Raw genomic sequence first — 20,801 nt, 5'->3', positions numbered from 1 at the left:
GCTGTCGACGGTGTTGCTTGTGCTGCGTGCCTCAGGTCCGTTGTCGCGGGCTCAGGCCGAGGCGTCCTTGAGGTGGTCGGGCAGTTCGGGCTCGCGGTCGATCAGGTCGGCGAACAGGTGGTCGATGCCCTCGCCGCGCTGCACCGCCGCCACCGCCTCCAGGGCGTCGGCGACCTGCGCCGCCTCCGCCGCCGTCAGCACCGAGCGGGCGGCGCCGAGGAAGGCGAGCACCCAGCCGCCCAACGGTTGCGGCCCGACGAGGCGCAGGTCCAGGCGCTCGACGTGGCGGCCGTCGCGGCTTTCGCCGAGGGCGGACTCGCCGTCGGCGGCCACCTCCGTCAGTCGCAGCGGGATGCCCATGCACACGACTGTCAGCCTCCGGTGGAGGCGCCGCCGGCCTCGTAGCTGTCGATGTCGAAGCCGTTGCCGACCAGCCCGGTGAGGCGGTCGAGCGGCCGGTCGCGTTCCGTCGCCGGGCGGCCCCAGCGTTCCAGTTCGGCGAGGCCGAGGGCGATGGCCTCGTCCATGCGGGCGCGCACCTGCGGCCGCAGCGATCCGCCCCAGTCGTCCAGCTCCACGGCCTGGATGCCCACCAGCACCATGTCCGACGGCCCGCCGCCCATGAGGGCGGCGGCCGCCAGCACGTCCTGGAAGCCGGTCTGGTGCAGGCTCATCTTGCGGCAGCCCATGAAGCGCGGCACTTCGTCGCCGCGCACCACACGGAGCGTACCAGGGTCGTCGCCCCAGTCGATGGCGTCGAACACCAGCAGGTTCCGCGCCCGCCGCACCCAGGGCTCCAGGTAGAGCCCCTGCGTGCCGCCGTCGAGCACCATGACGCCGGCGGCCATGGCGTAGCGGCGGTGGATTTCCTCCACCACCCGCACGCCGAAGCCTTCGTCGGCCCACAGCAGATTGCCGATGCCGAGGACGAGGGTGTCGTAGGACGGCCCCTCTTCCGCAGCCATGGGCGCGCTCATGGTTGATCGTCCTTGTAGCTGCGCAGGCCGTTGACCATGGTCGAGATCATGGTCTGGCGGCTCATGATGTCTTCGCGGATGGCGGCGTAGACGTGCACCATGACGAAGATCACCAGCACCCACATGCCCACGTGATGCCAGGTGTGGATGCTGTAGGTGTCGCCGAACAGGGCGATCACCCAGCCGAACAGGGCGTACTGCCAGCTGTCCATGCCCGTTCCCTCGGCATAGAGGGCGAAGCCGGTGACGATCATGAAGACGGTCGTCGTCACGAACACGCTGAACATGGCGAAGTGCGCCAGCGGGTTGTGGCCGACGTACTTCTTCGGGTCGCGTTCGAGGAAGGCGTACCACTTGGCCTCGAACACGATTTCCCGCCACCACTGGGCGTCCCACACCGGCACGTAGAAGATCTGCCGGGCGTGGCGGTTGCCGACGAAGGCCCAGTAGATGCGGCCGAGGAACCCGATGGCGAGCACGTAACCGGCGGCGAAGTGCACGAAGCGGATCGTCCCCATCAGGAAGTTGGCGCTCGCCTCGCCGGGCACGCTCGGCAGCGGGCTCGCGATGAACCAGCCGGTGACGGCCAGCACGGTCATGGCGAGCGCATTGACCCAGTGCCACAGGCGCACCGGCGCCTCGTAGACGTAGATGCTGGCCTGCCGCGCGCCGAGGGCTTCGACTTCCTTCAGCGCTTCCTTGCTCGTATAGGCGCTCATGGCGCGGCCCTCCCGGTCAGCGGACGGTGACGGTCACGTCGGAGCCGTCGGGGCTCATGACGTGGGTCGAACAGGCGAGGCAGGGGTCGAAGCTGTGGATGGTGCGCAGGATCTCCAGCGGCAGGTGCGGGTCGTGCATCTGCGTGCCGAGCAGGGAGGCCTCGAAGGCGCCGACGTTGCCGGCCGGGTCGCGCGGGCTGCCGTTCCAGGTGGTCGGCACGACGGCCTGATAGTTGGCGATCTTGCCGTTCTGGATGTGGATCCAGTGGCCGAGCGCGCCGCGCGGCGCCTCGGTGAAGCCCACCCCCTTGGCGTCGGCCTTCCAGGTTTCCGGCTTCCACTTGTCGGTGCTGGCGGTCGCCGTGTCGCCGGCCTTGATGGCGGCGATCAGCTTCAGGTGGAAGTGCTTCAGCTTCTCGGCCGCCCACTGGCATTCCAGACCGCGCGCCGCGGTGCGGCCGAGGGTGGAGAACACCGCCTCCAGCGGCACGTCGAGGTCGCGCAGCAGCTTGTCCACCGGCTCCTTGAACTCGGGGTTGCCCTGGACGTAGCCGAGGACGTAGCGCGCCAGCGGCCCCACCTCCATGGCGTGGCCCTTCCAGCGCGGCGCCTTGAGGAAGCTGTACTTGGAGGACTCGTCGAACTGCTCGATCTTGTCCTTGGTGCCCTTGAAGCCGGGGCCGGGGTCGAAGTTGACCTCGGTCACGCCGTCCCACGGATGCAGGCCCTTGCCCTCGTCGGCGTACTTGTACCAGGAGTGCGACACGAACTCCTGGATCTCCGACGGGTCGCGCAGGTCGACCTCGTGCACCTTGGTCAGGTCGCCGCCGATGATGGCGCCGCGCGGCAGCAGCAGGCTGTCGGCCGAGTAGTCGTTGGCGCGTTCCGGGATGTCGCCGTAGGACAGGATGTTGAGCGACGACAGACCACCGCCGATGGCGCCCCAGTCCTTATAGAAGGAGGCGATGGCCATGAGGTCGGGCAGGTAGACCTGTTCCACGAACTGCAGCGTGCGGTCGATGATGGAGCTGACGAGGTTCAGCCGCTCCATGGTGATCGCCCCCACCGCGCCCGTGGCGTTGACGTTGATGGGCGCCGGCACGCCGCCGACCAGCCAGTTCGGGTGCGGGTTCTTGCCGCCGAAGATGGCGTGGATCTTGACGATTTCCTTCTGGAAGTCGAGCGCTTCCAGGTAATGCGCCACCGCCATCAGGTTGGCCTCGGGCGGCAGCTTGTAGGCCGGGTGACCCCAATAGCCGTTCTTGAACGGGCCGAGCTGGCCGCCGTCGACGAACTTCTTCAGGCGCCCCTGAAGGTCGCGGAAGTAGCCCGGCGAGCTGAGCGGCCAGGCCGAGACGCTCTGCGCCAGTTCCGACGTCGCCTTGGGGTCGGCCGACAGGGCCGAGACCACGTCCACCCAGTCCAGCGCATGCAGGTGGTAGAAGTGCACCAGATGGTCGTGCACGTAGAGCGCCAGCTGCATGATGTTGCGGATGGTGTTGGCGTTCTCGGGGATCTGGATGCCGAGGGCGTCTTCCACCGCGCGCACGCTGGTCAGCGCGTGGGTGCCGGTGCAGACGCCGCAGATGCGCTGCACGAAGGCCCAGGCGTCACGCGGGTCGCGGCCCTTCAGGATCAGTTCGATGCCGCGCCACATGGTGCCGGTGGACACGGCATTGGTGATGACGTTGGCGTCATCGACGTTCACTTCCAGGCGCAGGTGGCCTTCGATGCGGGTCACCGGGTCGACCACCACGCGGCGGCCGGAGGCATCCAGGTTGGCGGCGTTGGGCGTCACCATGGTCATTGCTCTGTCTCCCCCTCGGCGCTCAGGCGTGGTCGCCGGTGCCGGACCCGTCCTGCGGGCGGCGGTCGTGCGTGGTCGGCTTCTGGACGATGCGCTTCACGGCGCTGGCGGCGGCATGGGCGGCGATGCCCGCCCCCACCGCCCCGGCGGCAGCGATGCCGATCTCGTCGGCAGTGCCCTCCACCCCGAAGCCCTCGATGGTCTCCAGGCGCGAGTAGAAGCTGCCCTTGTCCCAGAAATCCTCTTCCGAGCAGCCGAGGCAGCCGTGGCCCGACTTCACCGGCCACGACACGCCCTCGTTCCACTGCACCGAAGAACAGGCGTTGTAGGTGGTCGGACCCTTGCAGCCCATCTTGTAGAGGCAGTAGCCCTTGCGGGCGCCCTCGTCGTCCCATTCCTCGACGAACTGGCCGGCGTCGAAGTGCGGCCGGCGGTAGCACTTGTCGTGGATGCGCTGGCTGTAGAACATCTTCGGCCGGCCCTGGCGGTCGAGTTCGGGCAGCGTGCCGAAGGTGAGCATGTAGGTCACCACGCCCGTCATCACCTCGGCGATGGGCGGGCAGCCGGGCACCTTGATGACCGGCTTGTCGGTGATGACCTTGTGGATGGGGGTGGCCTGCGTCGGGTTCGGCTTGGCCGCCTGCACGCAGCCCCACGAGGCGCAGGAGCCCCAGGCGATGACGGCGCTGGCGCCCGCCGACATGCGCTTCAGCTTGTTGACGAAGGGCTCGCCGCCGGGAATGCAGAACACGCCGTCCTCGGCCAGCGGCGGGTTGCCCTCCACGGCCAGGATGTAGTTGCCGTAGTGCTCCTTCAGCGTCTCGTCGAGGATCGCCTCCGCCTGGTGGCCGGCGGCCGCCATGATGGTGTCGTCGTAATCGAGCGAGATCATGGACAGCAGTACGTCCGCCACCAGCGGATGGGCGGAGCGGATAAAGCTTTCCGTGCAGCAGGTGCATTCCAGGCCGTGCAGCCAGATCACCGGGATGCGCGGCTTGGTCTCCATGGCTTCCGCCATGCGCGCCGCCATGGTCGGGCCGAGCCCGAGGCTGGCCGCCGTGAGACTGCAGAACTTCAGGAAACTGCGACGGGACACGCCGCGGCGACGGATCACGTCGTAGAACGTCTCGAGGCGCTGGCCCATGGCGGCGCTTCCCCCTCTCTTGCTTGCTTGTCGAGTCGCCGGCCCGTGACCGCCCCTGCGACCGCCCTGTTCCGCCCCGCCGCTCCCCCGCGCCGGACCGCATGGCCACGGTTCCACTCACCGCTCATAACACGGCAGGAGGAACTACGCAAAAAATATGTAATATATCCCAGTGGTGAAGTAGGTCTTTACCGCTTCGGGCGGGCCGGGCGGCTACCCGAGCGGGTGGCTCGGGTATTTGCGGCTTTTCGCGGACATATCAGCCACTTCGCCCGCTTTCCCTAGGGAAACGCTCGGTTGCGGCGCGGTTTTTTTGGCTGAGACGCGGCGAATCCGCTTGGAGAATCGGGGTCCGGGGGATACGTTGCACCGCAAAAATAAGAACGCGACCCATGCGTCGCGGACATGGAAGAAACGTCTTGCCATGCACCGCCGGCATGGAGTGCGCGCCTTCGTCTAACGACAAGGGGGCCTCCATAATGAGCGCTGACATCAATGAAAAGGTGAGGCGGAATCCGAAGTTCCAGGAGCTGTGCCAGAAGCGCAGCACCTTCGCCTGGACGCTTTCGGCCGTCATGCTCGCCATCTACTACGGCTTCATCCTCGTGATCGCCTTCGCACCGGCCAGCCTCGGCACGCCGCTGTGGGAAGGGGCCACCACCACGGTCGGCTTCCCCATCGGGGTCGCCATCATCGTCTCCGCCTTCCTGCTCACCGGCGTCTACGTCAAGCGGGCCAACGGCGAATTCGACGACCTGACCCGCCAGATCATCGAGGAGGCGAAGTAAGATGAGCCGTCTTTCCACTCGCGTCCTCGCCGCGTCCGCCGGCGTGGCCGCCGCCGCCCTGCCCGGGCTGGCGCTGGCCGCCGGCGCCATCGAAGGCGCCGTGCAGAAGCAGGCGACCAACTGGGTCGCCATCGTCATGTTCCTGGCCTTCGTGGCCGGCACGCTCGGCATCACCTACTGGGCCGCGCGCCAGACCAAGTCCGCCAAGGACTTCTACACCGCCGGCGGCGGCATCACCGGCTTCCAGAACGGCCTCGCCATCGCCGGCGACTACATGTCGGCGGCGTCGTTCCTCGGCATTTCGGCGCTGGTGTTCGCGTCGGGCTTCGACGGGCTGATCTACTCCATCGGCTTCCTGGTCGGCTGGCCGGTCATCCTGTTCCTGGTGGCCGAGCGGCTGCGCAACCTCGGCAAGTTCACCTTCGCCGACGTCGCCAGCTTCCGCCTGCAGCAGAAGCCCATCCGCACCCTGTCGGCCTGCGGCACGCTGACCGTCGTCGCACTCTACCTGATCGCGCAGATGGTGGGCGCCGGCAAGCTGATCCAGCTGCTGTTCGGCCTCGACTACATGGTCGCCGTCGTCATCGTCGGCGCACTGATGATCGCCTACGTGATGTTCGGCGGCATGCTGGCCACCACCTGGGTGCAGATCATCAAGGCCGTGCTGCTGCTGTCGGGCGCCACCTTCATGGCCGTGATGGTGCTCTACAACTACGGCTTCAGCTTCGAGAAGCTGTTCACCGCCGCCACCGAAGTGCACGCCAAGGGCACCGCCATCATGGCCCCGGGCGGCCTGGTGAAGGACCCGCTGGACGCCATCTCGCTCGGCCTCGCGCTCATGTTCGGCACCGCCGGCCTGCCGCACATCCTGATGCGCTTCTTCACGGTGGCCGACGCCAAGGAAGCCCGCAAGTCGGTGTTCTTCGCCACCGGCTTCATCGGCTACTTCTACATCCTCACCTTCGTCATCGGCTTCGGCGCCATCGTGCTGGTGCTCGGCAACCCCGAGTTCACCACCGCGGCCGGCGCGCTGATCGGCGGCAACAACATGGCGGCCATCCACCTGTCCAAGGCGGTGGGCGGCGACTTCTTCCTCGGCTTCATCTCGGCCGTCGCCTTCGCCACCATCCTCGCGGTGGTCGCCGGCCTGACGCTGTCGGGCGCCTCGGCGGTGTCGCACGACCTCTACGCCATGGTCATCAAGAAGGGCCATGCGACCGACAAGGACGAGATGCGCGTCTCCAAGATGACCACCCTGGTGCTCGGCGTCGTCGCCGTGTTCCTCGGCATCGCCTTCGAGAAGCAGAACATCGCCTTCATGGTCGGCCTCGCCTTCGCCATCGCGGCCTCGGTGAACTTCCCGGTGCTGTTCTACAGCATGTTCTGGAAGAAGCTGACCACCAAGGGCGCCTTCTACGGCGGCTTCCTGGGCCTCGCCACGGCGGTCGCCCTGGTGGTGTTCGGCCCGACCGTGTGGGTCGAGGTGCTGGGCAACGAGAGCCCGATCGTGCCCTGGAAGAACCCGGCCATCTTCTCGATGACCGCCGCCTTCCTCGGCATCTGGATCTTCTCGCTGCTCGACAACTCCAAGCAGGCGGAAGACGAGCGTCGGGCCTTCGACGACCAGTACGTCCGCTCGCAGACCGGCATCGGTGCCGAGGGCGCCTCGGCGCACTGATCCCGACCTCCGGCCCTCCGTCGCCCTACCGGCGGCGGCGGGCCGGATCGCAGTGTCGACGCCCCGAAGGCCCTATGGCTTTCGGGGCATTTTTTTCATGAGCGTTTCGTGATGTGATGCCGCCCGGCCCCGACCGCGGACCAGCCGCGCCGGGCCGCCCCAGGTGATGCGAGCCCCGCCATGCCCAAGCACTTCGACTTCTCCGCCCCGCCCTTCGACCGGCTGCGCCCGCGCGAGCGCGACGCCGTGATGGCGGCACTCGACATCGGCTACTACCGGGGCGGCGACCTGCTCATCGACGCCGACACGAGCCCCGATCACCTGTTCGTGGTCATCAAGGGCCACGTGGCGGAACGCGGCCCAGACGGCGAGATCGTCAACACCTACACCACCAAGGACGCCTTCGACGCCCTGGCGCTGTTGAAGGACGGCGCCGGCAACCGCTTCGAGGCGGCGGAGGAGACCATCTCCTACCTGCTGCCCAAGGTGCTGTTCCTCAAGCTCACCCAGGACAACCCCGAGTTCGAGCGCTTCTGGTTCCAGAGCCTGACGGAGAAGCTGGAAGCCCAGGCGGAAATGCTGTCCACCCGCGGCATGGCCTCGTTCATGATCGCCCGCGTCGAGGAAGCCTACCTGCACCCGCCCATCTTCACCGCCGCCGACACCTCCGTGCGCCTGGCGGCGCGCATGATGAAGGAGAAGCGGGCGACCAGCCTGCTCGTCTCGACGCCGACGGGGCGCGTCGGCGTGCTGTCGGGCACCGACATCCGCGAGGCCATCATCCTCGACGAGCGGCCGCTGGAAACGCCGGTCGGCGACATCTGCACCTACGACCCGGTGACCATCGAGGCCGAGGATTTCCTGTTCAACGCCCAGATCCTGATGACCAAGCACGGCGTCAAGCGCCTGCCGGTGCTGAAGGACGGCGCGGTATTCGGCGTGCTGGAGCTGACCGACCTGCTCAGCTACATGTCGAGCCACAGCCATCTGGTGACCACCCAGGTGGAGCGCGCCGCCACCATCGAGGACCTGAAGCGTGCCAGCGAGGGCATGGTGCCGCTGGTCACCGCCCTGCACGGCTCCGGCGTCAAGATCCGCCACGTGACGGAACTGGTGACGGCGCTCAACCGCAAGATCTTCGCCAAGCTGTTCGACTTCCTCGCCCCGCCGGAGGTGCGCGCCAACAGCTGCCTCATCGTCATGGGCTCGGAAGGCCGCGGTGAGCAGATCCTGCGCACCGACCAGGACAACGCGCTGATCCTGCGCGACGGCCACGGGCTGCGGCCGGAGCTGATCGCCGGGTTCTGCGCCAACTTCAACCGCGCCCTGCTCGCCTTCGGCTACCCGCCCTGCCCCGGCGACATGATGGTCACCAACCAGGCCTGGGTGCGCACCGCCGGCGAGTTCGACGCCGCCATCCACCGCTGGATGACGCAGCCGAGCGAGGAGAGCCACCTCGCGCTCGCCGCCTTCACCGACAGCGCCTACGTGGCCGGCGACGCCTCCCTGCTCGCGCAGGTACGCGCCGGGCTGTTCCGCCGGCTGCAGGACAACCAGGCCTTCTTCAGCCACTTCGCCAAGCCGGTGATGATGTTCGACACGCCCATCGGCCTGTTCCACCAGCTGATCGTCGAGAAGCACGAGCACGCCGGCATGCTCGACATCAAGAAGGGCGGCGTCTTCCCCATCGTCCACGGCGCCCGCGCCCTGGCACTGGAAAAGCACATCGAGGACACCAACACCTTCGACCGCATCACCGAGCTGGCGCGCCTCGGCGTGCTCGACCGCAAGTTCGCCGAGGACCTGTCGGACGCGCTGGCCTTCCTGCTCGACCTGCGCCTGAAGGCCCGGCTGGAGCAGATGGCGCGCGACGCCGAGGGCAGCGACAACTTCGTGCAGACCCGCACCCTGCACAAGCTGCAGCGCGACGTGCTGAAGGACAGCCTGCTGCTGGTGAAGGAATTCAAGAGCCTGCTCGCCCACCACTTCAAGTTGGCCGCCTTCTCATGACCTTCGCCCTGCTGCACGGCCTGAAGACCGCCATCGGCCGCCGCCGGCTGAAGGACCCGGCCTACGGCTTCCTGTTCGAGCCGGATACCAGCGGCGAGCTGGTGTGCTTCGACTGCGAGACGTCCGGCCTCGACCCCACCACCGCCGAGCTGCTGTCCATCGGCGCCGTCGTCATCAAGGACAACCGCGTGCTGGCGAGCCGGCGGCTGGAGCTGATCGTGCGGCCCGAACGGGGCATCGGCGCCGACGCCATCAAGATCAACCGGCTGCGCGAGATGGACGTCGCCGACGGCCTGCCGGTGCGCGAGGCGCTCGACCAGTTCCTGCATTTCATCGGCAGCCGGCCGCTGGTGGGGTACTACCTGGAATTCGACGTCGCCATGGTGAACAAGTACCTGCGGCCGTGGCTCGGCGTCGGCCTGCCCAACCGGCAGACGGACGTCTCGGCGCTGTACTACGACAGCCGGGTGAAGAGCCTCGGCACCCACTACAACGGCAACGTCGACCTGCGCCTCCACAGCATCCTGCAGGCCCTTGCCCTGCCGGAGCGGGAGGCGCACGACGCCTTCAACGACGCCCTGATGACGGCGCTGGTCTACGTCAAGCTCAGCGAGGATGCGAAGCCGCGGGACTGACGGCCGTCACCAGCACCGCCAGCCAGTCCACCTCTTGCGCCGCCGGCCCGCCGGGCAGGGTCGCCAGATAGGCGCGCAAGCCCAGTTCCGCCGCGCGCCGGTCGGGCGGGCCCGCCGCCTCCGCCGGCACCAGGGCCGCCAGCGCCGTCTGCTCGGCGTGCTCGCAGGCCAGTTCCGCTTCCTTCAGGCGCGGGTAGAGCGCCGCCGCCGCCGCATCACCCGCCTCCGCCGCCCGCTTGGCGGCCCGCCGCGCCGCGCGGACCGGGCCGACCACCTGCGCCTGCCAGTCGCGCGACGCCGCCAGCACCGCCGACAGGGTCGACTCCGCCAGCCCCCGCCCCTGCTCCGCCTGCCACAGGACCAGCAGCACCACGTTCACGTCGGCACCGCGGCGGTCCTGCAGCGCCAGGCAGGCCTCCGCCACACCGGGGCGGCCGTAACGGTCGAGGGAGAAGCGCCAGAAGGCGTGGTCGGCGAGCATCGGATTCGGCATGAAGGCTCCGGCGCGGGGAGGCGGTGCCGCCGAAGTGGGGCCGCTGCGGCGTCGACGCAACGGGCATGGCGGCGACACCTCTCCCTGCGGCCTAAGTCGGACGGCTTAGGGCCCAGGCATCATCCACTTTAGCCGCGTGCACCGCACCTCCCGATCAACCCAAGGAAGACGCTCCGTCCTCCGCCTTCCCTATACGTCATGGTGCGGCGCAAAAGCGCTATTTCCCCGGCCACAGCCGCTCGGCGCCCCGTGACGGCGGGCAAATTTGCGGCTTGAGTGACGTATACGTCATGCTAAAACTCTTGACGTGAACTTCGTATCGCTTACTGTGGTCGTCGTTGGGGACGCTGCCGCAGAGCGGCGACCGAAAAGAATGACCGTAGGGAGGACACATATGCGGAACTACGCGGGAGGAGCGCGCCTCGCGCCGGTGGTCGGCCTGATCGCCGCGGTCGGCGTCGTCGCCGACGCCAATGCCTCGGGCTTCCAGCTGAAGGAGCAGAGCGCCGAGGGCCTCGGCAACGCCTTCGCCGGCTCGTCGGCCAAGGCGCAGGATCTGTCGACCATCTTCTTCAACCCGGCCGGCATGACCAGCCTGTCCGGCCACCAGGCGCAGCAGGTGCTGAGCTACATCGCGCCCACCGCCGAGTTCCAGGGCAGCGGGTCCACCAACACCACCTTCGGCGGCCCGGTCAGCGGCACCGGCTACCAGGACGACGCGGCCGAGAACGCCCTCGTGCCGTCGCTGTACCTGATGTACGACTACAGCGACGACCTCAAGTTCGGTCTGGCGGTGAACACGCCCTTCGGCCTCGTCACCGACTACGACTCCGACTGGACCGGCCGCTACCACGCCCTGCGGTCCGACCTGATGACCATCGCCGTGCAGCCGACCATCGCCTACGAGGTGAACGACTGGCTGTCCATCGGCGGCGGCCCCATCTTCCAGTACGCCAATGCCGAGCTGACCAAGGCGGTCGACGCCCGCTCCGCCGTGTTCGGCGGGCTGGTCGCCGGCGGTGCGCCGCTCGCCACCGCCGCCGCGCTCACCGCCGGCATCGGCGACGCGCGCTCCAAGGTCACCGGCGACGACGTCTCGGCGGGTTATTCCGTCGGCGTCATGTTCGAGCCGGTGGAAACCACCCGCATCGGCCTCAGCTACCGCTCGCGCATCATTCACGAGCTGGACGGCGACGTCGAATTCGAGAACCTGCCGACCGCGCTGCGCACCAACCCGGCCTTCCGCAACGGCAAGGGCCGCGCCGAGCTGAACCTGCCGGACAGCGCCTCGCTCGGCATCTACCACGAGTTCTCGCCGCAGTTCGCGGTGATGGGCGAAGTGTCGTGGACCAACTGGTCGCTGTTCCGCGAGCTGTCGGTCTACCGCGAGGGCGACCCCGGCGCGCTCAGCACCACGGTCGAGGACTGGAACGACACCTGGTTCTATTCGCTGGGTGCCACCTACAGCCCCATCGACAAGCTGAAGCTGCAGATCGGCGTCGCCTACGACCAGAGCCCGGTGCCCGACGCCACCCGCACGCCGCGCGTGCCGGACGCCGACCGCACCTGGCTGGCGCTGGGCGTCGGCTACGAGTTCATGCCGGGCATGACGGCGAACCTCGCCTATACCCACATCTGGGTGGACGACGCCTCCATCAACCTCGGCAACGAGGGCGGCGGCCTGCCCGAGCACGCCGTCTCCGGCACCTACAAGAGCGACATCGACATCATTGCCGCTCAGCTGAAGGTGACGTTCTGACCCTCCGACATTACGTCGAGAGTCGGACACTCCGGCTTCCAGGTCCTCCGGGCGTAACCGCCCGGCCTACTCCCTCTCCCCCCGGGCACGGGCGGAGCGTGCGGGGGACCTGGGACACCGGATCGCGAGCCCACAGGTGACACGATGAGCGAGACCATGACGCGACACGCTCACACCGGCGGCGGCACGTCGTCCCCGGCCGCGCCCGACGGCGCCGCCGGCGGCAGCGGCCTCGGGCCAGAACACGCCCGCGGCGCCCCCATCGTCCCGCGCGCCGTCCCGAGCCTGCTCGAAGACAGCGCCCAGCGCTTCCCCGACCGGCCCTACCTCGATTTCCTCGGCAAGAAGTACACCTACGCCGAGGTGCTCGACCTCGTGAACCGCGCCGCGCAGGGCTTCCAGCAGCTCGGCGTCGGCCCCGGCGTGCGGGTCGGGCTGTGCCTGCCCAATTCGCCGTACTTCACCATCTGCTACTTCGCCGTGCTGAAGGCCGGCGGCACGGTGGTGAACTACAACCCGCTCTACGTCGAGCGCGAGCTGGCCTACCAGATCAACGACAGCGGCACCCGCCTGATGGTGACGCTCGACCTCAAGCAGATCTATCCGAAGGTCGCGGCGTGCCTGGAAAGCACCTGCCTCGAGCGTGTGGTCGTCTGCACCATGACCGGCATCCTGCCCGGCGTGAAGAGCCTGCTGTTCAGCGTGCTCAAGCGCAGCGAGATGGCCGACGTACCCGACGACCTGCGCCACATCCCCTTCGACAAGCTGGTCGCCAATGCCGGCAAGCCGGCCCGCGCGCCCATCTCGCCGAAGAGCGACGTGGCGGTGCTGCAGTACACCGGCGGTACCACCGGCGTGCCCAAGGGCGCCATGCTGACGCACGCCAACATCACCGCCAACTGCGAGCAGTTGCGCCGCGCCGTGCCCATGCTGAAGGACGGCGAGGAACGCATGATGGCGGTCCTGCCCTTCTTCCACGTTTTCGCCATGACCGTCGCCCAGAACCTGGCGACGCAGATGGGCGCGGAAATCGTGCTGCTGCCGCGGTTCGAGCTGGGCCAGCTGATGAAGTGCATCAGCCGCAAGCGGCCGACCATGTTCCCCGGCGTGCCGACCATCTACACGGCCATCAACAATGCGCCGGACCTGTCCAAGCACGACATGACCAGCCTCAAGGTCTGCATCTCCGGCGGCGCGCCCCTGCCCGTCGAGGTAAAGAAGCGCTTCGAGGAGCTGACCGGCTGTTCGCTGGTGGAAGGCTACGGCCTGACGGAATCCTCCCCCGTCGCCACCTGCAACCCCATCGGCGGCCTCGTGAAGTCGGGCTCCATCGGCCTGCCGCTGGAGGGGACGGAGGTGGTCATCCGCAACCTGGAAGAGCCCCACGACCCCATGCCCCGCGGCGAGCGCGGCGAGCTGACCATCAAGGGCCCGCAGGTCATGGCCGGCTACTGGAAGCGTCCCGACGAGACCGCCAAGACGCTGCCCGACGGCTGGCTGCGCACCGGCGACGTCGGCTACGTCGACGAGGACGGCTACATCTTCCTGGTCGACCGCATCAAGGACGTCATCATCGCCGGCGGGTTCAACGTCTACCCCCGCGCCATCGAGGAAGCCCTGTACCTGCATCCGGCGGTCGCCGAGTGCATCTGCATCGGCATCCCCGACGACTACCGCGGGCAGGCGCCCAAGTGCTTCGTCACCCTGCGCGACGGCACCGACGCCAGCCCCGCAGAACTGCGCGACTTCCTGCACGACAAGATCTCGCGCATCGAAATCCCGAAGGCCATCGAGATCCGCGACACCCTGCCCAAGACCATGGTCGGCAAGCTGTCGCGCAAGGAACTGGTGGCCGAGGAAGAAGCCGCCCGCAAGGCGGCGTCCGGCGGCAGCGCCGGCGCCTCCTGAGGGCATACGGACCCGACATCGCCTCTTTTTTTTGACCGACGCAAGGTAAGCGAGGACTCCCCATGGCCCACGTGATGACGTATACGTCAATCCAAGGACGTAGCAGTCAGGCCGCGTCCCACAAGGACGGGGGAGTCACTCGCATGACCGATCAGCAGTTCTACACGGTGACGGAGCTGGCGGAGGACCTGGACGTCACACCGCGCGCCATCCGCTTCTACGAGGCCAAGGGCCTTCTGAACCCGAAGCGGGCGGGCGCGACGCGCGTCTACACCCACCGCGACCGCGCCCGTCTCCTGCTCATCCTGCGCGGCAAGCGCCTTGGGTTCAGCCTGGCGGAGATCAAGGAATACCTCGATCTCTACGTGGTCGACACGAGCCAGACGGAACAGATGCGCCTGCTCCGCCGCAAGGTGTGGGAACGGCTGGAGGCCCTGGAAATCCAGCGCCGCGACATCGAGACGACGGTCGAGGAACTGAAGGACATCGAGAAGGTGGTGGTCGACTCCCTGCGCGGCAGGGGCCTCGACCCCGACGCCATTCTCAGGGAACCGGCCCCCAAGGGCCGCCGCCGGCGCAAGGACGCGACGGCGGAAGACGCACTGGAAGAGTGACCCCCGCCGACCGCCCGCCCGCGAGCATCCGGCGGCGGCGGCAAGGAACGAGGACGGAGTGACGCACATGAAGAACGTGGTGATTGCCGGCTATGCCCGCTCGGCCTTCCATCCGGCCGGCAAAGGCGCCCTGACCAAGGTCCGCCCCGACGACATGACCGCCCAGGTGCTGCGCACGCTGGTGGAGCGCACCGGCGTCGACACCGCCGACGTCGAGGACCTCATCGTCGGCTGCGCCTTCCCCGAGGGCGAGCAGGGCCTGAACGTGGCGCGCCTGATCGGCTTCCTGGCCGACCTCAGCCTCAACGTCGCGGGCGTCACCGTCAACCGCTTCTGCGGCTCGTCCATGCAGGCCGTCCACCAGGCGGCGGGCGCCATCCAGATGGACGCCGGCGAGGCCTTCCTGTGCGCCGGCGTGGAAAGCATGACCCGCGTGCCGATCATGGGCTTCAACCCGCTGCCCAACCCCGGCCTCTACAAGGCCATGCCGCAGGCCTACGTGAGCATGGGCGACACGGCCGAGAACGTCGCCCGCAAGTACCAGATCCCGCGCGCCGACCAGGAAGCCTTCGCCGTCGAGAGCCACCGCAAGGCCGCGAAGGCGCAGGCCGAGGGCCGCTTCGAGGCCGAGATCGTGCCGGTCGGCGGCGTCGCCCAGGACGGCTGCATCCGCCCCGACACCACCGCCGAGAGCCTGGCCGGCCTGAAGCCCGCCTTCGACGCCGCGGGCACCGTCACCGCCGGCACCTCCAGCCCGCTGACCGACGGCGCCGCCGCCGTGCTGGTGTGCAGCGAGGACTACGCCAAGGCCCGCGGCCTGCCCGTGCTGGCGCGCATCCGCTCGGTCGCCGTGTCGGGCTGCTCGCCGGACGTCATGGGCCTCGGCCCCATCCTGTCGAGCCAGAAGGCGCTGAAGCGCGCCGGCCTGTCGGTGGCCGACATCGACCTGGTTGAGCTGAACGAAGCCTTCGCCGCCCAGGCGCTGGCCTGCATCCGCGACCTCGGCCTCGACCAGGACAAGATCAACCTGGACGGCGGCGCCATCGCCCTCGGCCATCCGCTGGGCGCCACCGGGGCCCGCATCGTCGGCAAGGCCGCCGCCCTGCTGAAGCGCGAAGGCAAGCAGTTCGCCCTGGTGACCCAGTGCATCGGCGGCGGCCAGGGCATCGCGACCGTGCTGGAGGCCGTGTGACCATGACCGCCATCCAGAAAGTCGCCGTCATCGGCGCTGGCGTCATGGGGGCGGGCATCGCCGCCCATGTCGCCAACGCCGGCATCCCCGTCGTGCTGCTCGACATCGTCCCCGAGGGCGCCGCCTACCGCAACGTCGTCGCCGAAACGGCGGTGCAGAAGATGCTGAAGGCCGACCCCGCGCCCTTCATGCACAAGCGCAACGCCAAGCTGATCCAGACCGGCAACATCGAAGATCACCTCGACCTGCTGGCCGACTGCGACTGGATCGTCGAGGCGGTCATCGAGCGCCTCGACGTCAAGCAGAGCCTCTATCGCAAGCTGGAAGCGGTGCGCAAGGCCGGCAGCGTGGTGTCGTCCAACACCTCCACCATTCCGCTGGAGATGCTGACGGGCGGCCTGTCGGACGCCTTCAAGCGCGACTTCTGCATCACCCACTTCTTCAACCCGCCGCGCTACATGCGCCTGCTGGAGCTGGTCACCAGCCCGCAGACGCGCCCCGAGGCCGCCCAGGCGGTGACCGCGTTCTGCGACCACCGCCTCGGCAAGTCGGTGGTGGTGTGCAAGGACCGGCCGGGCTTCATCGCCAACCGCCTCGGCATCCTGTGGCTGCTGGCCGGCGTGACCGAAGCCCGCCGCCTCGGCCTGACGGTGGAAGAGGCGGATGCCGTCATCGGCCGCCCCTTCGGCATCCCGAAGACCGGCGTGTTCGCGCTCATCGACCTGGTCGGCCTCGACCTCATGCCGCACGTGCTCGGCTCCATGGTCAAGGCGCTGCCGGAAACCGACGCCTTCCACCAGATCGACCGCGACCTGTCGCTGGTCGAAAAGATGATCGCCGAGGGCTACACCGGGCGTAAGGGCAAGGGCGGCTTCTACCGCATCAACAAGGCCGGCGGCGGCAAGGTGAAGGAGGCCATCGACCTCCAGACCGGCGACTACCGCCCGACGCAGAAGGCGCAGCTGGAAAGCCTGGACGCCGCCAAGGCGGGCGGTGCCGCCGCCCTGCTCGCCCACGCCGACAAGGGCGGCCGGTATGCCCGCGCCGTCATGGCCCGCACGCTCGCCTACGCCGCCGCGCTGGTGCCGGAGGCCGCCGACGAGGTGGCCGCCGTCGATGAAGCCATGCGCCTCGGCTACAACTGGAAGCAGGGCCCGTTCGAGCTGATCGACAAGATCGGCACCGAGCGTTTCGTGCAGGTGCTGAAGACCGAGGGCATCCCCGTCCCCGCCCTGCTGGAGACCGCCGCCGGCCGGCCGTTCTACCGCATCGACGGCGCCACGCGCGAACAGCTCGGCCCCGACGGCCAGTATCACGCCATGCGCCGCCCCGACGGCGTGGTGATGCTGGAAGACGTCAAGCGGACCGTCAAGCCGCTGGTGAAGACCGCCTCGGCCTCGCTGTGGGACATCGGCGACGGTGTCGCGTGCCTGGAATTCACGGCTAAGATGAACGCGCTGGACCCCGAGGTGCTGAAAGGCATCGCCAAGTCCATCCCGGTGGTGCAGAGCGGCTTCAAGGCGCTGGTGATCTACAACGAGGGCAGCAACTTCTCGGTCGGCGCCAACCTCGGCCTCGCCCTCTTCGCCGCCAACATCGCGGCGTGGAGCCAGATCGAGGAACTGGTCGAGAAGGGCCAGGAGGTCTACAAGGCGCTCAAGTACGCGCCCTTCCCCGTGGTCGCCGCGCCGTCCGGCATGGCGCTCGGCGGCGGCTGCGAGATCGTGCTGCACGCCGATGCCGTGCAGGCCCATGCCGAGACCTACATCGGCCTGGTCGAGACCGGCGTCGGCCTGATCCCCGGCTGGGGCGGCTGCAAGGAGATGCTCGCCCGCTGGCAGGCCAACCCGAAGGCGCCCAAGGGCCCCATGCCGACGGTCGGCAAGGCCTTCGAGACCATCTCGGTGGCGACCGTCGCCAAGTCGGCGGCGGAGGCCATGGACCACGGCTTCCTGCGCCCGACCGACGGCATCACCATGAACCGCTACCGCCTGCTGGCCGACGCCAAGGCGCGCGCGCTGGCCATGGCGGAGAGCTACCAGCCGCCGCAGCCGGCCACCTTCCGCCTGCCCGGCGAAACCGGCCGCGTGGCGCTGGAGATGGCGGTGAAGGGCTTCCGCAAGCTCGGCAAGGCGACGCCCCACGACGAAGTGGTGGCCGGCAAGCTCGCCTATGTCCTGTCGGGCGGCGACGCCGCCGACGTGACGGTGGAACTGACCGAGGACGACGTGCTGGCGCTGGAGCGTGAAGCCTTCAACGACCTGGTGCGCCACCCCGACACGCTGGCCCGGGTCGAGCACATGCTCGTGACCGGCAAGCCCCTGCGCAACTGAGTCCCCGAGCCGGCGAAGAAGAGGACCAAGACCGATGGCCGTTTATCAGGCTCCCCTGCGCGACATGCGCTTCGTGTTCTACGAGCTGCTCGGCTCGGACAAGGTGGCCGAGCTGCCGCCCTACCAGGAGGTCAGCCCCGACCTGGTCGACGCCGTGCTGGAAGAGGCCGGCAAGGTGTGCGAGGGCGTGCTGTTCCCGCTCAACCGCTCCGGCGACGAGGAAGGCTGCCACTTCGAGAACGGCGTGGTGCGCACGCCCAAGGGCTTCAGGCAAGCTTACGACACCTTCCGCGACGGCGGCTGGACCGGCATGGCCTGCGACCCCGCCTACGGCGGCCAGGGCCTGCCGAGCGTCGTGACCATGCTGGTGGAGGAGATGATCTGCTCCGCCAACATGAGCTTCGGCATGTACCCCGGCCTGTCGCACGGCGCCTACAAGGCCCTGAAGGCCTTCGGCACCGAGGAGCAGAAGGCCCTCTACCTGCCGAAGATCGCCTCCGGTGAGTGGTCGGGCACCATGTGCCTGACCGAGCCGCACTGCGGCACCGACCTCGGCCTCGTGCGCACCAAGGCCGATGCCAACGACGACGGCTCGTTCCGCATCTCGGGTACCAAGATCTTCATCTCGGCCGGCGAGCACGACCTGACCGACAACATCGTCCATCTGGTGCTCGCCCGCCTGCCGGACGCGCCGCCGGGCATCAAGGGCATCTCGCTGTTCGTGGTGCCCAAGTTCCTGCCCAAGGACGACGGCACGCCGGGCGCCCGCAACGGCGTCGCCTGCGGCTCCATCGAGCACAAGATGGGCATCAAGGCGTCGTCCACCTGCGTCATGAACTTCGACGAGGCGACCGGCTGGCTGGTCGGCGAGCCCCACAAGGGCATGCGCGCCATGTTCACCATGATGAACGCCGCCCGCCTGGGCGTCGGCGTGCAGGGCCTCGGCATCATGGAAGCGTCCTACCAGGGCGCCGTCGCCTATGCCCGCGACCGCCTGCAGGGCCGCGCCCTGACCGGCGCCGCCAACCCCGACGCCAAGGCCGACCCCATCCTGGTCCACCCCGACGTGCGCCGCATGCTCCTGACCATGCGCGCCTACACCGAGGGCGGCCGCATGCTGGCGGCCTGGACCAGCCGCGAGCTGGACTACGCCGAGAAGGCCGAGGACCCGGCGCGCAAGGCCGAGGCCGAGGACTTCGTCGCCCTCATGACCCCCATCGTCAAGGCACTGCTCACCGACCTCGGCAGCGAGGTGGCGAACCTGGGCGTGCAGGTCTACGGCGGCCACGGCTACATCCGCGAATGGGGCATGGAACAATACGTCCGCGACGCCCGCATCGCGCAGATCTACGAAGGCACCAACGGCATCCAGGCGCTCGATCTGGTGGGCCGCAAGCTGCCGACCGGCATGGGCCGCCAGCTGCGCCGCTTCTTCCACCCGGTCAGCGCGTACATCGACCGCGCCATGGACGACGACGACCTGTCGGAATTCGTGCTGCCGCTCGCCAAGGCCTTCGTCCGCCTGCAGCAGGCCACCGGCTTCATCGCCCAGAAGGGCATGAGCAATCCCAACGAGGCCGGTGCTGCCGCCACCGACTACCTGCGCCTGTTCGGCCTCGTCGCCATGGGCTACCTGTGGGTGCGTGCGGTGGAAGAGGCCAAGGACAAGACCGACGGCGACGACGGCGCCTTCTACCGCGCCAAGATCGCCACCGCCCGCTTCTACTTCCAGCGCCTGCTGCCGCAGACCGGGGCGCTGTTCGCCGCCCTCATGTCGGGCGCCGGCAGCATGATGGACTTCGAGGACGCGGCTTTTTAAGGCCCTCAGGCGCCGGGCGCGCGCTTCGCGCGCCTGGCTCCCGCGGCAGGGGCCGCGCGGCGCGGTCGCGCCGTGGGAGTTGTTTTGCCCTCAGGCGCCGGGCGCGCGCTCCGCGCGCCTGGCTCCCGCGGCAGGGGCCGCGCGGCGCAGTCGCGCCGTTGAAGAGATCGCGGCCGGTCCCTCGGGGCCGGCCGCCCCTCCACCGCCGTCCGGGACAGGATCACCGATGAAGAGGCTCCCGTAATCCCATGAACCTGTGGCTTCGCCTGCTCAGGATCATCGTCGGTGCCCTGCTCGGACGGCGGCTCGGGATGTTCGACACCTCCGAGCTGCGGTTCCGGGTGTGGCCGCACGATCTCGACCTCAACATCCACATGAACAACGCCCGCTACCTGTCCCTCATGGACCTCGGGCGCGCCGACCTCATCATTCGCACCGGCCTGCACACGGTGATGCTGCGCGAGGGCTGGCAGGCGGTCATCGGCGGCACCACCGTGCGGTTCCGCCGGCCGCTGAAGCCCTTCCAGGCCTGCCGGCTGACCACCCGCCTGCTGTGCTGGGACGACCGCTGGCTCTACATCGAGCACCGCATCACCACCGCCGACGGCACGCTGGCCTGCGCGGCGCTGGTCAAGGCCGTCTTCATCCGAAAGGGTAGTCGCGTCGCCCCGGCCGAGACGGTGGCCCGCATCGGCGTCACCACCCCCTCGCCCGCCGCGCCCGACTGGGTGAAGGTGCCCGAGGTGGTGCCGGAGTAAGCGACCGAGGCCCTGAACGTGAAAGAAGCGGCCCGCCGGAGCGGTGCCGCTTCTTTTCTTTTATCGGTATCCCTCAGTCCGCACAATCGCGCCCTCGGCGATGCCTTTCGACCGCTCCCCCCTTGCGAGGGCTCTCTCGGACCGGCCGAAAAACCTGATGCTATCGT

General features: G+C 68.6%; 17 protein-coding genes. 11 read left to right on the top strand and 6 right to left on the bottom strand.

All coding sequences use genetic code 11. The features are described 5' to 3' along the window. Window positions 1-51 precede the first annotated feature (51 nt). Genes CRP50_RS23235 through CRP50_RS23215 form a run of 5 tightly spaced genes read right to left on the bottom strand, consistent with a single transcriptional unit; the run spans window position 52 to window position 4,647 of the window. Window positions 52-360, bottom strand: coding sequence for a HypC/HybG/HupF family hydrogenase formation chaperone (locus tag CRP50_RS23235; protein ID WP_097281594.1), 309 nt, complete (start codon window positions 358-360; stop codon window positions 52-54). 11 nt (window positions 361-371) lie between these two features. Continuing rightward, window positions 372-977, bottom strand: coding sequence for a HyaD/HybD family hydrogenase maturation endopeptidase (locus tag CRP50_RS23230; protein WP_097281593.1), 606 nt, complete (start codon window positions 975-977; stop codon window positions 372-374). Beyond that, window positions 974-1,696, bottom strand: a complete 723-nt coding sequence (cybH, locus tag CRP50_RS23225; RefSeq protein ID WP_097281592.1) for a Ni/Fe-hydrogenase, b-type cytochrome subunit — start codon at window positions 1,694-1,696, stop codon at window positions 974-976. The genes CRP50_RS23230 and cybH overlap by 4 nt, the downstream gene beginning before the upstream one ends. Window positions 1,697-1,712: 16 nt before the next feature. Next, window positions 1,713-3,503 (bottom strand): nickel-dependent hydrogenase large subunit, encoded by a 1,791-nt coding sequence (locus tag CRP50_RS23220; RefSeq protein ID WP_097281591.1) that lies wholly within the window; start codon window positions 3,501-3,503, stop codon window positions 1,713-1,715. A gap of 22 nt (window positions 3,504-3,525) precedes the next feature. Then, complete coding sequence (locus CRP50_RS23215) at window positions 3,526-4,647, bottom strand: hydrogenase small subunit (RefSeq protein WP_097281590.1); 1,122 nt, start codon at window positions 4,645-4,647, stop codon at window positions 3,526-3,528. 479 nt (window positions 4,648-5,126) lie between these two features. Here CRP50_RS23215 and CRP50_RS23210 point away from each other — a divergent pair, with 479 nt between their 5' ends. From CRP50_RS23210 to CRP50_RS23195, 4 genes are all read left to right on the top strand, one after another. Beyond that, complete coding sequence (locus CRP50_RS23210) at window positions 5,127-5,435, top strand: DUF485 domain-containing protein (RefSeq protein WP_097281589.1); 309 nt, start codon at window positions 5,127-5,129, stop codon at window positions 5,433-5,435. 1 nt (window position 5,436) lies between these two features. Next, on the top strand, window positions 5,437-7,113 hold the full coding sequence (locus tag CRP50_RS23205; RefSeq protein WP_097281588.1) for a cation acetate symporter: 1,677 nt from the start codon (window positions 5,437-5,439) through the stop codon (window positions 7,111-7,113). Between the two features lie 180 nt (window positions 7,114-7,293). Further along, entirely contained in the window at window positions 7,294-9,123 is a 1,830-nt protein-coding gene (locus CRP50_RS23200) for a putative nucleotidyltransferase substrate binding domain-containing protein (protein ID WP_097281587.1), read from the top strand. Further along, entirely contained in the window at window positions 9,120-9,758 is a 639-nt protein-coding gene (locus CRP50_RS23195; RefSeq protein WP_097281586.1) for a 3'-5' exonuclease, read from the top strand. The genes CRP50_RS23200 and CRP50_RS23195 overlap by 4 nt, the downstream gene beginning before the upstream one ends. Here CRP50_RS23195 and CRP50_RS23190 read toward each other — a convergent pair. Continuing rightward, on the bottom strand, window positions 9,730-10,251 hold the full coding sequence (locus tag CRP50_RS23190; protein WP_097281585.1) for a TIGR02444 family protein: 522 nt from the start codon (window positions 10,249-10,251) through the stop codon (window positions 9,730-9,732). The genes CRP50_RS23195 and CRP50_RS23190 overlap by 29 nt on opposite strands. A 394-nt stretch (window positions 10,252-10,645) precedes the next feature. On the opposite strand from CRP50_RS23190, the gene CRP50_RS23185 reads away from it, so the two are divergent. From CRP50_RS23185 to CRP50_RS23155, 7 genes are all read left to right on the top strand, one after another. Then, on the top strand, window positions 10,646-12,010 hold the full coding sequence (locus CRP50_RS23185; protein ID WP_176525318.1) for an OmpP1/FadL family transporter: 1,365 nt from the start codon (window positions 10,646-10,648) through the stop codon (window positions 12,008-12,010). A 156-nt stretch (window positions 12,011-12,166) separates the two neighbouring features. Continuing rightward, on the top strand, window positions 12,167-13,918 hold the full coding sequence (locus tag CRP50_RS23180) for a long-chain-fatty-acid--CoA ligase (protein WP_245913663.1): 1,752 nt from the start codon (window positions 12,167-12,169) through the stop codon (window positions 13,916-13,918). Between the two features lie 143 nt (window positions 13,919-14,061). After that, the gene (locus CRP50_RS23175; RefSeq protein WP_097281582.1) at window positions 14,062-14,532 is read left to right on the top strand and encodes a MerR family transcriptional regulator; all 471 of its coding nucleotides are present in this window, start codon (window positions 14,062-14,064) and stop codon (window positions 14,530-14,532) included. Between the two features lie 67 nt (window positions 14,533-14,599). After that, the gene (locus CRP50_RS23170) at window positions 14,600-15,724 is read left to right on the top strand and encodes a thiolase family protein (RefSeq protein ID WP_097281581.1); all 1,125 of its coding nucleotides are present in this window, start codon (window positions 14,600-14,602) and stop codon (window positions 15,722-15,724) included. A 2-nt stretch (window positions 15,725-15,726) separates the two neighbouring features. After that, entirely contained in the window at window positions 15,727-18,057 is a 2,331-nt protein-coding gene (locus CRP50_RS23165) for a 3-hydroxyacyl-CoA dehydrogenase/enoyl-CoA hydratase family protein (RefSeq protein WP_097281580.1), read from the top strand. Between the two features lie 34 nt (window positions 18,058-18,091). Further along, window positions 18,092-19,876, top strand: coding sequence for an acyl-CoA dehydrogenase C-terminal domain-containing protein (locus CRP50_RS23160; RefSeq protein ID WP_097281579.1), 1,785 nt, complete (start codon window positions 18,092-18,094; stop codon window positions 19,874-19,876). Between the two features lie 248 nt (window positions 19,877-20,124). Beyond that, window positions 20,125-20,634, top strand: coding sequence for a thioesterase family protein (locus CRP50_RS23155; protein WP_097281578.1), 510 nt, complete (start codon window positions 20,125-20,127; stop codon window positions 20,632-20,634). Window positions 20,635-20,801: the final 167 nt, after the last annotated feature.

It is taken from the genome of Caenispirillum bisanense (genome assembly GCF_900230255.1).
GTDB classification, from domain to species: domain Bacteria; phylum Pseudomonadota; class Alphaproteobacteria; order Rhodospirillales; family Rhodospirillaceae; genus Caenispirillum; species Caenispirillum bisanense_A.
The sequence above is the reverse complement of the archived record's forward strand: the minus strand, read 5'-3'. Positions and strand labels throughout refer to the sequence as shown.

Bases quoted from the DNA above. Each gene is read 5' to 3' on its own strand.
- CRP50_RS23235 (WP_097281594.1), bottom strand. From the start codon at position 360: ATGGGCATCCCGCTGCGACTGACGGAGGTGGCCGCCGACGGCGAGTCC.
- CRP50_RS23230 (WP_097281593.1), bottom strand. From the start codon at position 977: ATGAGCGCGCCCATGGCTGCGGAAGAGGGGCCGTCCTACGACACCCTC.
- cybH (WP_097281592.1), bottom strand. From the start codon at position 1,696: ATGAGCGCCTATACGAGCAAGGAAGCGCTGAAGGAAGTCGAAGCCCTC.
- CRP50_RS23220 (WP_097281591.1), bottom strand. From the start codon at position 3,503: ATGACCATGGTGACGCCCAACGCCGCCAACCTGGATGCCTCCGGCCGC.
- CRP50_RS23215 (WP_097281590.1), bottom strand. From the start codon at position 4,647: ATGGGCCAGCGCCTCGAGACGTTCTACGACGTGATCCGTCGCCGCGGC.
- CRP50_RS23210 (WP_097281589.1), top strand. From the start codon at position 5,127: ATGAGCGCTGACATCAATGAAAAGGTGAGGCGGAATCCGAAGTTCCAG.
- CRP50_RS23205 (WP_097281588.1), top strand. From the start codon at position 5,437: ATGAGCCGTCTTTCCACTCGCGTCCTCGCCGCGTCCGCCGGCGTGGCC.
- CRP50_RS23200 (WP_097281587.1), top strand. From the start codon at position 7,294: ATGCCCAAGCACTTCGACTTCTCCGCCCCGCCCTTCGACCGGCTGCGC.
- CRP50_RS23195 (WP_097281586.1), top strand. From the start codon at position 9,120: ATGACCTTCGCCCTGCTGCACGGCCTGAAGACCGCCATCGGCCGCCGC.
- CRP50_RS23190 (WP_097281585.1), bottom strand. From the start codon at position 10,251: ATGCCGAATCCGATGCTCGCCGACCACGCCTTCTGGCGCTTCTCCCTC.
- CRP50_RS23185 (WP_176525318.1), top strand. From the start codon at position 10,646: ATGCGGAACTACGCGGGAGGAGCGCGCCTCGCGCCGGTGGTCGGCCTG.
- CRP50_RS23180 (WP_245913663.1), top strand. From the start codon at position 12,167: ATGACGCGACACGCTCACACCGGCGGCGGCACGTCGTCCCCGGCCGCG.
- CRP50_RS23175 (WP_097281582.1), top strand. From the start codon at position 14,062: ATGACCGATCAGCAGTTCTACACGGTGACGGAGCTGGCGGAGGACCTG.
- CRP50_RS23170 (WP_097281581.1), top strand. From the start codon at position 14,600: ATGAAGAACGTGGTGATTGCCGGCTATGCCCGCTCGGCCTTCCATCCG.
- CRP50_RS23165 (WP_097281580.1), top strand. From the start codon at position 15,727: ATGACCGCCATCCAGAAAGTCGCCGTCATCGGCGCTGGCGTCATGGGG.
- CRP50_RS23160 (WP_097281579.1), top strand. From the start codon at position 18,092: ATGGCCGTTTATCAGGCTCCCCTGCGCGACATGCGCTTCGTGTTCTAC.
- CRP50_RS23155 (WP_097281578.1), top strand. From the start codon at position 20,125: ATGAACCTGTGGCTTCGCCTGCTCAGGATCATCGTCGGTGCCCTGCTC.